Annotated in this window: 9 protein-coding genes; 6 read left to right on the top strand and 3 right to left on the bottom strand. The window is 62.8% G+C overall.

Going from position 1 to position 14,078, the window contains the following annotated elements:
- Nucleotides 1–22 precede the first annotated feature (22 nt).
- The 4 genes from GDA49_12440 to GDA49_12455 all read left to right on the top strand — a co-directional run bounded on the left by GDA49_12440 (nucleotide 23) and on the right by GDA49_12455 (nucleotide 5,126).
- On the top strand, nucleotides 23–229 hold the full coding sequence (locus tag GDA49_12440; GenBank protein MBC6441188.1) for a hypothetical protein: 207 nt from the start codon (nucleotides 23–25) through the stop codon (nucleotides 227–229).
- A gap of 224 nt (nucleotides 230–453) precedes the next feature.
- Entirely contained in the window at nucleotides 454–615 is a 162-nt protein-coding gene (locus GDA49_12445) for a hypothetical protein (GenBank protein ID MBC6441189.1), read from the top strand.
- Nucleotides 616–771: 156 nt separating this feature from the next.
- Nucleotides 772–1,893 carry an efflux RND transporter periplasmic adaptor subunit gene (locus tag GDA49_12450; protein MBC6441190.1) on the top strand — a complete coding sequence of 374 codons (1,122 nt, stop codon included), beginning with the start codon at nucleotides 772–774 and terminating at the stop codon, nucleotides 1,891–1,893.
- Nucleotides 1,890–5,126, top strand: a complete 3,237-nt coding sequence (locus tag GDA49_12455; protein ID MBC6441191.1) for an efflux RND transporter permease subunit — start codon at nucleotides 1,890–1,892, stop codon at nucleotides 5,124–5,126. Before GDA49_12450 ends, GDA49_12455 begins: the two co-directional genes overlap by 4 nt.
- An 83-nt stretch (nucleotides 5,127–5,209) precedes the next feature.
- Here the strand turns inward: GDA49_12455 and GDA49_12460 are convergent, their stop codons facing one another.
- Both GDA49_12460 and GDA49_12465 read right to left on the bottom strand, forming a co-directional pair.
- On the bottom strand, nucleotides 5,210–6,814 hold the full coding sequence (locus GDA49_12460; GenBank protein ID MBC6441192.1) for a DUF262 domain-containing protein: 1,605 nt from the start codon (nucleotides 6,812–6,814) through the stop codon (nucleotides 5,210–5,212).
- A 160-nt stretch (nucleotides 6,815–6,974) separates the two neighbouring features.
- Nucleotides 6,975–7,244 carry a hypothetical protein gene (locus GDA49_12465; protein ID MBC6441193.1) on the bottom strand — a complete coding sequence of 90 codons (270 nt, stop codon included), beginning with the start codon at nucleotides 7,242–7,244 and terminating at the stop codon, nucleotides 6,975–6,977.
- A 341-nt stretch (nucleotides 7,245–7,585) separates the two neighbouring features.
- Here GDA49_12465 and GDA49_12470 point away from each other — a divergent pair, with 341 nt between their 5' ends.
- Both GDA49_12470 and GDA49_12475 read left to right on the top strand, forming a co-directional pair.
- Nucleotides 7,586–8,491: a dihydrodipicolinate synthase family protein gene (locus GDA49_12470; GenBank protein ID MBC6441194.1), complete on the top strand. Its 906-nt coding sequence runs from the start codon at nucleotides 7,586–7,588 to the stop codon at nucleotides 8,489–8,491.
- Nucleotides 8,488–12,147 (top strand): hydantoinase B/oxoprolinase family protein, encoded by a 3,660-nt coding sequence (locus tag GDA49_12475; GenBank protein MBC6441195.1) that lies wholly within the window; start codon nucleotides 8,488–8,490, stop codon nucleotides 12,145–12,147. The genes GDA49_12470 and GDA49_12475 overlap by 4 nt, the downstream gene beginning before the upstream one ends.
- 269 nt (nucleotides 12,148–12,416) lie before the next feature.
- Here the strand turns inward: GDA49_12475 and GDA49_12480 are convergent, their stop codons facing one another.
- Entirely contained in the window at nucleotides 12,417–14,000 is a 1,584-nt protein-coding gene (locus GDA49_12480; protein MBC6441196.1) for a DHA2 family efflux MFS transporter permease subunit, read from the bottom strand.
- Nucleotides 14,001–14,078: the final 78 nt, after the last annotated feature.

The raw sequence follows: 14,078 nt of genomic DNA on the forward strand, positions 1-14,078 counted from the left end.
ATGTTGGAAAGGAACTGAAATCATGTTCGGATCAAGTCCCATCGAAACCTGGGAGGGCGCGAGCGTCGTCTACAGCTACGCCGGCACCTCCTGGGTCTACATCTTCTTCATCATTGCGGTGCTTCTCTGCATCGGCACGATCATCGTCTCGATCAAGGCCGAGAACGAGGCCGAGGAGAAGTGCAGGCAACACATGACCAGGCAGAAGAAGGGAGGGGGCGGCTCCTAGCCTTTTCCGGCACGGCTTGCCCCTTCGGGGAGGCGGCCCGTTTCGGTTCGGCCGCCTCCCCTTTTCCTTGTCGTTTGCAGCCCTGAGCCCATGCGATTCCCGAATATCAGGAATGCAGCGGCATCGCTTGTGACGGGGCCCCGGAAGGCGCATATGCTCTTTGTCAACCACGCGCCGACGGCCCGCAAACGGACCGCCGACGCCATGAAGGCGGAGGTGCCCCGATGTCCAGAATTCTTTCGAGCCTGAAGAAGGTCCACACACGTGCGATTGCTCGCCAAGAGCTCGGCATGCTGTCGTCGCGTCAGCTGCGTGATATCAACCTCGAGCGCGTCACCGTTATCAACGATCCGATCTACCGGTCGCGCATGTGGAACGCCCACTAGAGCGGATCGCCGCACCTGTCTCAAGTCTGTGTATCGTCCCGCTGACGCGTCGGGTTACTCTTTCCGCCGCGCATATATGGTATAAGGGTGGTGTAGAGGTACGTCCGCGCGTCGGACGTTTGTCCAATCACCGTCCACAAAACGGAACGCAGACCGATGAAGTCGTCCCATGTCCTCGCGATCGCGCTTGCGGTTGGCGCCATTGTCTGGGTTATGTCCGGACATTTTGGCGGCGAGGGGGCGTCGACTGAAGATGCACCGGTTTCCGCGGCGGAATCGCACCAGGCGCACGTTGATGCCCGCGCGCCGACAAAGGTGCGGGTTGCGACCAGCACGGCCCAACCCTATGTCCTGACCCTTTCGGTGACCGGTCGGACCGAGGCCAACCGTGACATCAGCCTGCGCGTGCAGACCTCGGGCCGGATTGAGACGATCGAGGCCGAGGAAGGCGAGGTCGTCGAAGAGGGCCAGGTCATTACCCGCATCGCGATGGACGACCGGAGCCAGCGCCTGTCGCGTGCCGAGGCGCTGGTCGAGCAGTTCCGCATCGCCTTCAATGCCTCGGCCGAACTCGCCGCAAGCGGCTGGCGGGCAGAGACTGCCAACGCCGAGGCTCTTGCCAATCTGCGCGGCGCCCAGGCCGAACTCGCCGCCATCATGCTCGATATCGAACGCACCGAAATCACCGCGCCGTTTCGGGGCGTTCTCGACGCCATAGGCATTGAGGTGGGCGAGGTCGTGGAGGAGGGCTTCGGCGAGAGCGATGCCATCGGTCATATCTTCGATCTTGACCCGTTCATTGTGGTTGCCGCGGTCAGCGAACGCGACGTCGGCCTGCTCACGGTCGGCGATGTCGGTGAGGCGCATCTCATCACCGGCGAGACTGTCAGCGGCGTGCTGCGCTATATTGGACAGGTCGCCGAGCCGGAGACCCGCACCTTTCGCATCGAGCTTGAAGTGCCGAATCCCGATCTCAGAATCGCGGCGGGCTTGACGACCCAAGTGATCCTTCCGCTCCTGACGATTCCAAGCCACTTCATCTCGCCTTCGGCACTGTCGCTTGCCGACAACGGGGACCTCGGTGTCAAGGTCGTGGATCCCGACAACATCGTGCGATTCGTGCCGGTCCAGGTCGTGGCCAACAGTGACGGCGGGCTCTGGATCACAGGTCTGCCCGATGAGGTCACGTTGATCACCGTGGGCCACGATTTTGTCGCGGCGGGTGAGGTCGTCGAGCCCGTTCGCGTCGAAGGCTCGGCCTTTTCCGGGGCCTCATGATCGGGATCATCAACGCGGCGTTCTCGCGTCCGCGCACGGTCCTGCTTCTGCTCGCGCTGATCCTGATCGCGGGGACCTACTCCTATATGACGATTCCGAAGGAGTCGGACCCCGACATCGACATCCCCATCATCTATGTCTTGATGACGCATGAGGGCATTTCGCCCGGCGACGCCGAGCGGCTGTTGGTGCGACCGATGGAGCAGGAGCTGCGCGGCATCGACGGGGTCAAGGAGATCACGTCGAAAGCCTATGAAGGCGGCGCCAACGTGACGCTGGAGTTTGACGCCGGCTTCGATCCCGACATCGCGATCGACGACGTGCGCGCCAAAGTCGATCTGGCCAAGCCCGAGCTTCCCGAGGAGACCGACGAACCCTCGGTGCACGAGGTCAACCTCTCGCTGTTCCCGATTCTGGTGGTCACGCTTTCGGGCGACGTCCCCGAGCGCACCCTGCTGCGTCTGGCGCGCGATCTGCAGGATGAGATCGAAGGGCTCTCCGAGGTCCTGGAGGCCAACATCCAGGGCGAGCGTGACGAGCTGGTCGAGATCGTGATCGATCCCATGCTGGTCGAAAGCTACGGGCTCGAAGCCGCCGAACTGATCGACTTCGTCGGTCGCTCCAACCGTCTTGTCGCGGCGGGTTCGCTTGACACCGGTGCCGGCCGCTTCAGCGTCAAGGTGCCCGGATTGCTGGAGGGCGCCGCAGACCTTCTGGCGCTTCCGGTCAAGGTCGAGGGCGATGCGATCACCGCCGTCTCCGACATCGCCGAGGTGCGCCGCACCTTCAAGGATCCCGAGAGCTTCGCCCGGGTCTCGGGCGACCCGGCGCTCGCCATTGAGGTCTCCAAGCGGACGGGCGAGAACATCATCGCGACGATCGAGAACGTGCGCGCGGTGGTCGACCGGGTCAGCGTGGACTGGCCGGCCGGCGTCGAGATCGCATTTTCCCATGACCAGTCGAACGACATCCGCAACATGCTGACCGATCTGCAGAACAATGTGCTCTCGGCCATTCTGCTGGTCATGATCGTTATCGTCTGGGCCCTCGGCTGGCGTACGGCGGCGCTCGTGGGCGTGGCGATCCCCGGTTCGTTCCTGACCGGCATTCTGGTTCTCTGGGCAGCTGGGCTCACCATGAACATTGTCGTTTTGTTCAGCCTGATCCTGGCGGTCGGCATGCTGGTCGACGGCGCCATCGTGGTCACCGAATACGCCGACCGGAAGATGGCCGAAGGCCTGCACCGGGGCGACGCCTATCTCTCGGCTGCCACGCGCATGGCCTGGCCGATCACGGCCTCGACCATGACCACGCTGGCCGCCTTCCTGCCGCTGATGTTCTGGCCCGGTGTCGTCGGCGAGTTCATGAAGTTCCTGCCGCTCACGCTGATCGCAACGCTCTTGGCCTCGCTCACAATGGCGCTCGTTTTTGTCCCGACGCTCGGCTCGCTAGTCGGCAAATCCGGTGCGGCCGATCCGGAGCGCGCCAGGGCTCTGGCGGCGGGCGCCGAGGGCAATGTCAACGACGTGCCCGGCTTCACCGGCGTCTATCTCGGCGTTCTCCATCGCGCGCTGCGTCATCCTGCGAAGGTCCTAGGTCTTGCGGTGGCGGTCCTGATCGGCGTGATGATGGCCTACGGCACCTTCGGAAAGGGCGTCGAGTTCTTCCCCAACATCGAGCCAGAGCAGGCGCTCTTCCAGATTCACGCGCGCGGCAACCTCTCGGTCTGGGAGAAGGACACGCTCGTGCGCGAGGTCGAGGACCGCATCCTCGACATGAGGGAGTTCGAGACAATCTACGCCACGGTCGGCGGTGATGAGGGCGGCGGCGGACAGGATGTCGCCGAAGACGTGATCGGTTCGATCTCCGTCGAGTTGATCGACTGGGAGTACCGCCGTCCGGCCGAACAGATTTTTGCCGAGGTGCTGGAACGCACCTCCGATCTTGCCGGCATCATCGTCGAACCCACGGGCCAGCAGCGTGGCCCCGCCGAGGGCAAGCCGATCGAGATTAAAGTCTTGGCGATCGATCCGGACCTGATCGAGGACGCGGTCGCGACGATCCGCGAGCACATGGACACGGTCGAGGGCCTGCGCGACATTGAGGACAGCCGTCCGCTGCCCGGCATTCAGTGGGAGATCGAGGTCGACCGTGCCCAGGCCGCCAAGTTTGGCACCGATGTCTCCTCGGTCGGCGGCATGGTGCAGCTCGTCACCAACGGCCTTCTGATCTCGACCATTCGGCCCGACGACTCCAAGGACGAGATCGAAGTCCGCGCTCGTTTTTCCGACAGCTGGCGTACCCTCGACCAGCTCGACAATCTGCGTATACAGACGCCCATAGGGCATGTCCCGCTGGCGAATTTCGTGACGCGCTCTGCCGCACCCCAGGTCGACACGATCAACCGCACCGACGGTGTTCGGGTGATGACAATCAAGTCCGACATCGAAGAGGGCGTTCTGGCAGACGCCATGGTTCAGGAGCTCTCTGCCTGGATCGAGACCGCAGGCCTTGACCCGCGCGTCAACGTGGAGTTCCGCGGTGAGAACGAAGATCAGGCGGAAGCCGCCCAGTTCCTCATGAAAGCGTTCGGCGTTGCACTCTTCTTGATGACGATCATCCTGGTCACCCAGTTCAACAGCTTCTATTTCGCCTTTCTGATCCTGTCGGCGGTCATCATGTCGACCATCGGTGTGATGATCGGCCTTCTGGTCACCGGCCAGCCCTTCAGTATCGTCATGTCGGGCATCGGCGTGATCGCGCTCGCTGGCATCGTGGTGAACAACAACATTGTGCTGATCGACACCTATGATCGCCTGCGTCAAACCATCAGGGATCCGATGGAGGCGATCCTGCGAACGGGTGCCCAGCGTCTCCGGCCGGTGATGCTGACCACGATCACAACGATCCTGGGCCTGATGCCGATGGTCATGCAGGTCAACATCGACTTCTTCAGCCGCCATGTCGCGGTTGGCGCTCCCTCAACCCAGTGGTGGGTTCAGCTTTCCAGCGCCATCGTCTTCGGCTTGGCCTTTGCCACCATGCTGACCCTGATCGTCACGCCGAGCGCGCTGATGCTGCGCGAGAACGTGCAGGGCTGGTGGCACAAGCGTCGCGGGCCAGAGCCTGCCGGCAGGACGCGCCCGCGCCGCCGCTGGTTCGGCGGACGGCGCAGGCCACGGCCGACACCACCGACAGGGGACCATGCGCCGGGCATCGGCGGCACGAAATAGAACGACACTGTTGTTACGGTTGATCTGGCCAAAAGATCCGGTGAAACGGAGACCCGATCAGTACGCCGATCGATGATACACCTTTAATGTCTGATGATACGCTTTTTCAGTTTTTTACTTATGGCTTTCGAGCGTTCACGGATGAAGGTTTCGTAGTCGTCTTCCCAGATGCCGAACGTATCCAGATCCCCGATCAGATGGGTTTTCATTGTTTCGACGAGGTCAGGATTATCGTCTTTGAACGTCTCCATATACTTCGAAGGAGGCTTTGTACCGATCAACCGCTTGTTCAGATAATCGTCCACGATTGTGATGTTGAAGACATTGTTGGCTTTATCTTTGGAGAAACCATTGTTTTCCAGAAACTTGCGCGGGAAGAAGTGGTGATAGTTTTTGCTGTTGGCCCGCTGCAGCCAGTTATTGCTGATATTGACATCCGCACCATTATTGAAAGACAGCGGACCCTGATATGCCATGATGCACAAGATTGCTTTTATGAAGGCTCGACCAGTGTTAAATGAACCGTTCTCAATCAGGGATTTTGACGAAATATCGACGTCCCAGTCATAATCTGGCGACTTGTCGTTCCAGATAAGTTCGATACGATTAACATCTTGTGCGAGCTTGCTTTCAACGGCGGACGAGTAACGGTCACCGAGAGAACAGCGCCAGAAGAAATTGTCGAGCTCGGCCTTTTGTGATGACGATGGCTTCTTGTTGTCGTTGTGATAGAAGAAATAAGCGAAAGGCACGATCAAAGTCAGATATGGCAAGAGCTGTGAAACGGGTATCCGCATCACGTTTCGGAAATACTCGACCGCTCCCTTGACACTATAAACGGCCTTTTGCCAAGTTTCGATGAAATCGTCCTTTTCTAGCTTCAGGATTGTTTGGCGCTTGCAATCCTTCTTGAGTATCAGGGCGATGAGTTGAAGGATCGTCTGATCGGAAATCGTATCATATCCGATTGGATCCAGGCATTCGATCAGTTCTGAATATTTTACGGATAGATCGAAGTCTCGTTTTTCATCGTAAGTCTTGGCGACCATGATCTCGAACACAGTTAGCGACTTGCCACCGACATTGATCCGCGTGAAAATTTCAGTCGCAATGTCGATTGGTGTGTCGCGCACCTCAATGATTGGAAAGTCATAGGCTTGGATCCGACGTTTGTATTCATCGATCTTTTTGTGGTATTCTTTGGGAAATGCGGTGAGGGTCTCCAAATCACCATAGAGAAGTGCAGTAAGCTTGATGACCGTTTTCTCGGGCCTCCCTTCGATGTTCGGGGTGACGATTGTATCCGACTTGCCAGCATTGAGGTCAATGTAGATTTCAGAGAAATCCGTGCTTTGCCTGTCTACATAGACATCCGGCAAGCCCCTCATCGCGGCGAACAGACTGGTAAGCCGTTGCTGTCCGTCCAGCACGTAGGAAACGGTCTCCCCTTCCTTCGCAGGAGGAAGCTCTGCGTTTCCAAGCTCCCTCACACTGTGAAGGCGTTCGCGTGTAAGCCAGAAGATAAATGTACCGATTGGGTAGCCTTTGACTACACTATCGAGAAGCTCGGCTGAACGCTGAAGCGTCCAAACGAAATCCCTCTGAAATTGAGGGATTTTGATCTCGCCTTCCTCGATGTTGCTGATCAGTGTGGTGTAGTTCCGGTGCGTCGGTTGGGGTAATTCCATGTCGCTCGATCCTGATCTGTCGTGGGTTCGCTTGCCGTAGCCTGATTTGATCGGACAGCCGGCCGTTTTCCCGTTGGCCTCTGTCAGGTCAAGTCAGGTCAGGTCGGGTTCAGGAAGCCGGCCCGGCAGCTTCCAGAACACCTGGACAGGTGATGGCGATTTACAGCTTGAAGTCAATGCCATCCGATGAGTCCGTCGACTTCATGCGGCTTTTCAGTTTTTCAACTTCATCGCTCAACGCCTTCACGATCTTGTTGACATCCCCATCTCCGTATTCGTAGGAGTTGCGGTTGCTCAACTTGCCGATCACCCGGATGGCCTTGAGCGCATTCACGGTGCGGCTTTCGGCAAGTTTGACGAACTTTTTTCGCTTGCTGGGTCCGGCCGTGTTCAGGTCATTGTTCGTGACGTTGAGAGCTTCATCGGACATGTTCATGTTCCCGTGGTTGATCGAAGATAGCCTATAGATCAGGAAAGACCGCTTCATGTCAAAGGAAAAACTGTAAATCGAGCGGCATTCTGGCCAAAAGACGATTCTGAAGGCGTGGCACATGCGATGCCGCCAGAAACGAACAGCATTCGGCCCCGTTTCTCGACTTTCTCGACGGCATCGAACCCACACCCGTCATCCCCTGCGGTGCCCTGATCGCCTGGCCCGACGGAGAAACATCCCATTGAATCCAGCCTGATCCGATTATGGTTGCCCAAGACTGGACGAGACCGGTGCAATGGTCCACAAATCGCGACCTTCATCCGACACGAAAGTGCGCCATGACCGACAAGCTCCGGGGCATCGTTTCGCCCAACCTGACACCGTTCAACGACGACCTCTCGGTCGCCGAGGACCTCTATCTGCGCCACGCGCGCTGGCTGCTCGACCACGGCTGCGCAGCGATCACGCCCTTCGGCACAACGGGCGAGGCGCTCTCGGTCGGCATGAACGAACGCAAACACCTGCTGGAACTGCTGGTCGAGAACGGCATCCCCGCCGACCGGCTGATGGTCGGCACGGGCCTGACCAACCTGCCTGATACGGCCGAGCTTTCGCGCCACGCCATGGCGCTCGGCTGCATTGGTGTGATGGTCCTGCCGCCGTTCTACTTCAAGGGAGTCAGTGACGACGGCATCCACGCCTACTTCACGGCGTTGATCGAGGCGGTGCCCGACATCCGCATCTACCTCTATCACATTCCGCCGGTGGCGGTGGTCGGTTTCGGCCTCGCCCTGATCAAGCGGCTGCAGGCCGACTTCCCCGAGCATGTCGTGGGGCTGAAGGACAGCTCCGGCGACTGGGACAACACCAGGGCAATCCTCGACGGCGTGCCGGCGCTCCACACCTTCCCGGGTTCGGAGGTGCCGTTGCTGGAGGCGCTGCGTATCGGTGCCTCGGGTTGCATCACCGCCACGGCCAATATCAACGCCGTGGCGATCCACGACATCTTCACGAGCTGGCAGGCCGACGACGCCGACGAACGTCAGGCCCACGTGAAAGCCTTCCGCCTCGCCGTCCAGCCCTATGCGCCGATCCCGGCCATGAAGTGGCTGCTGGCCGATGCCTCGGGCGATGCCCGATGGAAGACCGTGCGTCCGCCGCTCGACGCCCTGCCCGACGACAAGGGCCGTGCGCTCAAGGCCAGGCTGGAAGCCGGGTTCGACTTCCGATTGGAGTGGTCATGACCGTCCGTCTCGCCGTCGACATCGGCGGCACCTTCACCGACATCGTGCTCGACCGGAACGGTGACGAGTTCACCGGCAAGGTGCTGACCACGCCGAGTGCGCCGGCCGACGGTTTCATGGCGGGTGTCATGGAGGTCATGGAACGCTCGGGCACCGCACCCGGTGACGTCGATCTCATTCTTCACGGCACGACGCTCGCGACCAATGCGCTGATTGAGCGCAAGGGCGCGGTGATCGCGCTCTTTGTCACCGAGGGTCATCGCGACTCCATCGAGATCGCCTATGAGAACCGCTTCGATCAGTACGACATCATGGCCGATCGCACGGCCGTGCTGGTGCCGCGCGACCTGCGCCTGCCGGTGGCCGAGCGGGTCAATGCACGCGGCGAGGTGTTGACCGCGCTCGACGAAGACGCCGTCACGGCCTGGCTCGACAGGCTGGAGGGCATGGAGGTCGGCAGCGTGGCCGTCGGCCTGCTGCATGCCTATGCCAATCCGGACCACGAGCGTCGTATCGGTGCGATGGTGCGTGAGCGGTTCCCCGACATCGCGATCTCGCTCTCGTCCGATGTCTGCCCGGAGATCCGCGAATACGAACGCCAGACCACGACGGTCGCCAACGCCTATGTGAAGCCGATCATGGGCCGTTACCTGACCGATGTGGAACAGCGCCTGGCCGACACCGGCTTCGGTTGTCCCTGCCTGCTGATGACCTCGGGCGGCAGCCTCGTCACGATCGCCACGGCGCGCGCGTTCCCGGTGCGGCTGATCGAGTCCGGTCCCGCCGGCGGTGCGATCCTCGCCGGCCATCTCGCCAAGCGGCTGGGCGAAGACGAGGTCGTCAGCTTCGACATGGGCGGGACGACGGCGAAGATCTGCCTGATCGACCGGGGCGAACCCCTGCTCGGCCGCGTCTTCGAGGTCGACCGCGCCCACCGCTTCATGAAGGGCAGCGGCATGCCGCTGAAGATTCCGGTGGTCGAGATGGTCGAGATCGGTGCGGGTGGCGGTTCGCTCGCCTCGGTCGATCATCTGGAGCGCATTCACGTCGGACCCGAAAGCGCCGGTGCCGACCCCGGACCGGCCTGCTACGGCCAGGGCGGCACGAAGCCGGCGGTGACCGATGCCAACCTGATGCTCGGCCGTCTCGACCCCAACGCGTTTGCCGGTGGCGCCCTCTCGCTCGACACGGACGCGGCGAAAGCAGCACTCACGAACCACGTCGGCACGCCCCTGTCGCTTGATGCCGATGCGGCTGCGCTCGGCGTGATCGAGATCGTCGACGAGAACATGGCCTCGGCCGCCCGGGTCCATGCCGTCGAGCGCGGCAAGGAGATTCGCCGCCGCACCATGATCGCCTTCGGCGGTGCCGCGCCGTTGCACGCGGCCCGGCTGGCCGAGAAGCTGGAGATCGACAAGATCGTCATCCCGGCGAACGCCGGCGTCGGCTCGGCCGTCGGCTTCCTGTTGGCCCCGGTGGCCTACGAGATCGTGCGCAGTCGCTATGTCCGCCTGTCGGCTTTCGATGCCGGGGGCCTCAACGCGCTGTTCGCGGAGATGCGTGCCGAAGCGCGCGAGGTCGTGGCACTCGGAGCGCCCGGCGCACCGGTTATCGAACGTCGCCACGCCTATGCCCGCTACATCGGACAGGGCCACGAGGTGAAGATCGACCTGCCCGACCGCGCGCTTGCCGGCGACGATGCGGCCTGGATCGCCGAGGCCTTCGAGACCGCCTACCGTCAGCAGTTCGGCCGTTCGGTGCCGGGGCTCGAGGTCGAGGTGCTGACCTGGTCGGTCACCGCCTGCGCCGAGCGCGAGGACGCCGCCCCGGACAACGCCGTGTCGCCCACGACACGGGATGTCGCCAGTGACACCCAGCGCGCGATTGTCTTCCCCGGCCACGCCAATATGCGCGCCGCGTCGATCCATCAGCGCGACGGGCTCGATGCGGGCGAGCGCCTGCAGGGTCCTGCCGCGATCGCCGAGAAGCAGACCACCACCATCGTGCCGCCCGGCTGGCGTGGCGCTATCGACGGCGACGGCAACCTCACGCTGATCCGCGAGGCCGGGGCCGTGGAAGCGGTGGACGATCTCGCCGCCGGGCTGCGCCATCAGGTGCTGTGGGACCGGTTGATCGCGATCGTCGAGGAGCAGGCCCAGGCCATCATCCGCACGGCGTTTTCGACCACGGTGCGCGAGGCGGGCGACCTCTCGGCCGGGGTCTTCGACATGAAAGGCCGCATGCTGGCCCAGGCGGTCACGGGCACACCGGGCCACGTCAATGCCATGGCTGCCTCGGTCAACTTCTTCATGGAGAAGTACGACCCCGCCTCGATGAAGGAAGGAGACGTCTACGTCACCAACGATCCCTGGCTCGGTACGGGCCACCTGTTCGACTTCACGGTCGTCACGCCCTGTTTCCGCAAGGGCGCGCCGATCGGGCTCTTCGCCTCGACCGTGCATGTTGTCGATATCGGCGGACCCGGCTTCGGGCCCGACGCCGGGCAGGTCTACGAGGAAGGTCTCTGCATCCCGATCATGCGGCTGTTCGACGGCGGTGAGGCGAACGAGAGCGTCTTCGACATCGTGAAGGCCAATGTGCGCGAGCCCGTGCAGGTCGTCGGCGATCTCTATTCGCTGACGACATCCAACGACGTCGGCTGTCGCCGCTTGCTCGAACTGATGGACGCGTTCGGCATGAACGGGCTCGACGAGATCGCCGACCATATCATCGACACCTCGCGACAGGCCATGCTGGAGGAGATTCGCCGGCTGCCGCGCGGCGCCTGGCAGCAGGAGATGGCGTGCGACGGCTATGACCGCGCCGTCACGCTCAAGGCCACGTTGACCGTGGGCGACGACGGTATCGACATCGACTTCACCGGCACCTCCGGCGTCTCGCCCTTCGGCATCAACGTGCCGCTGACCTACACCCAGGCCTATGCCAGCTTCGGCGTGCGTGGCATTGTCGGCCGCGAGGTGCCGAACAACACCGGTTCGCTCGGGCCGGTCCGGGTGACGGCACCCGAGGGCTCGATCCTCAATGCTCTGCGGCCTGCCGCGGTCACCGTGCGCCATGTCATCGGTCAGATGCTGCCCGACGTCGTGCTCGGTTGTCTCGGTCAGGCGGTGCCGGGCAGTGTGCCGGCTGAGGGCAGCTCCAGCCTCTGGAACCCCTCGCTGCTCGGCGGTCACGGCGTCACCGGGGATCACGACTATGGTGACGCCACGCCGTTCTCGGTCACCATCTTCCACTCCGGCGGCACCGGCGCGCGGCCGGGCAAGCCGGGGCTCTCGGCCACAGCCTTCCCGTCGGGCGTGAGGAACACGCCGGTCGAGATCACCGAGTCGATCGCGCCGGTCATCTTTACCCGCAAGGAACTGCGTCCGGACTCGGGCGGCTCCGGCACTTATGCCGGCGGCGACGGTCAGGTCATCGAACTCGAGCACGGCGAGGGCGCACCGTTCGCCATCCTCGCGTTGTTCGACCGCATCGACCATCCGGCGCGCGGCCGCGACGGCGGTGGCACCGCGGCACCGGGTGCCATCCGGCTGGCCAGCGGCAAGACGCTGAAGGGCAAGGGCAAACAGATCGTGCCCGCCGGGGATCGGCTGATTCTCGAACTGCCGGGTGGTGGTGGATTGGGGATCGGCTGATTCCCTCGGAGTGTCATCCGGGAAGCTGCCGAGCGGCTGTCCGGGAGTTCGGGAGACATGTGCCGACCGGTCGAGGTCCCGGCTCTCGGCCCTCTGCGCTCCGGCGGGGATGACACGCGAAGGTTCCGGGTGTCCTGCGCTTCCACCGCCGCGCCAGCCTTACCCGCCCGCTTGCCCGCCTTTGCGCGCAGGTTCGTCGTGGCCCGACCAGGTGAAGACCTGGATTGAGCTTTCCGCAAGGGCGTTGCGGCTGAGCGGAGCCGGGAAGGTCACCCGCCTTGCCGCCGTCGCAGCGCGTCGTCGTCGCGCGGGTTGCGGAACACGAAGACCAGGGGGAGGCAGATGGCCATGATACCGCCGACGACCATGAAGGCGTTGTTGTAGCCGATCATCAGCGCCTGCCGACCGATCTGCTCCTGCAGGATGGCGAGGCCCGTGGTGGTCGACGTGTCCCAGACGGACTCGAGGCCGGGGTAGCGCAGCAGTTCGTTGAACGGGTGGATGAAGGCGTTGAGTTCTTCGTGGTTGATCTGGCTGTAGTGGGCCAGCAGACCGATCACGACCGCGGTGCCGATTGCGCTGCCGACATCGAACAGCAGATAGAAGAGCGCAAAACCCTGGTCCTGAACGCGGCGGTCCAGGCGGCTCAGCGTCAGCGTGTTGAGCGGTGCCCAGATGAAGCCGGCCGCCAGGCCCTGGATGAAGGTCGTCCAGGTGACGTCCCGGGGCCTGATATCGGGCGTCCAGTGACCCATCTCCCAGGCCGGCCAGGCGATGAAGACGATGCCGATGATCAGGAGCGGCCGGGGATCGACCCGGTCGCGCAGGTAGGCCATCAGCGTCAGCCCGACGATTGAGCCGAGGCCGCGCGGCAGCATGAGATAGCCGGTCTCGATCGCCGGGTAACCGCCGATCTGCTGCAGCTGCAGCGGCAACAGGATGAGCGGCAGGAACATCACCGAGCCGATCAGGAAGATCATGATCTGGCCCATCGCGAAGTTCCGGTTCAGGAACAGGCTACCGTCGATGAAGGTGTTCCTGCCGGTGATCGTGTGGAAGATGAAGATGTAGAGCGCGACAGCGGCGATCGCCGTCTCGATCAGGACTTCACCCGAGGCGAACCACTCCAGCCGCTCGCCGCGCGCCAGCATCAATTGCAGCACGCCGACGCCGACCACCAGGCTGGTGAACCCGAGCCATTCGAGCCGGGTCTTCTCGGCCGGGGTCCAGGGCACCAGGAACCAGGCCATGACGAAACCCAGAACGCCGAACGGGATCGAGAAATGGAAGATGTACTGCCAGCCCCAGTTCTCGATCAGGATGCCGCCGATCACCGGCGAGACGACATTCGCCGAGACGAAGCCCAGGGCCCACAGGCTGGTCGCCTGGCCGTAGCGCGAGCGGGGGAAGGCGGCGACCGCGATCGACTGACCGAGCGGCAGCATGGGTGCGGCCATCATGCCCTGGGCGAAGCGCCAGAAGACCTCTTCCCAGAGCGTCGTCGCCTGGGCGCAGCCGACCAGCGTGACGATGAAGCCGGCGATGGCGAACAGGAAAACCTGCTTGCGCCCGAACCGCGCCGAGAGCCAGCCCGAACAACCGGTGACGACCGACGCGCCGATGACATAGGCGATGATGACCCAGGCGATCTGGTCGGTGGTAGCCGAGAACGTGCCCTGCATATAGGGCAGCGCGACCGAGACCGAGTTCCAGGTGAACGCGTACATCGCCGTGCACAGCGTCGCGCAGAACACGGTCGCGATCGCGCGTAGCGTGATCCGCTCGGCCTCACCGGCCGGCGGCGCGGTCGCCAGCGTCTCCGCTTCCCCGGGCGTGGCCTCGGACATCGGCATCGGCTGCCTGCCTCCTCGGATGTCCCGGCCGCCGCGCGTCATGACCGCATCCGATGTGCCATGGTGTCATTGTAGAGA

Source organism: Rhodospirillales bacterium, from assembly GCA_014323865.1.
Lineage (GTDB): Bacteria > Pseudomonadota > Alphaproteobacteria > SP197 > SP197 > SP197.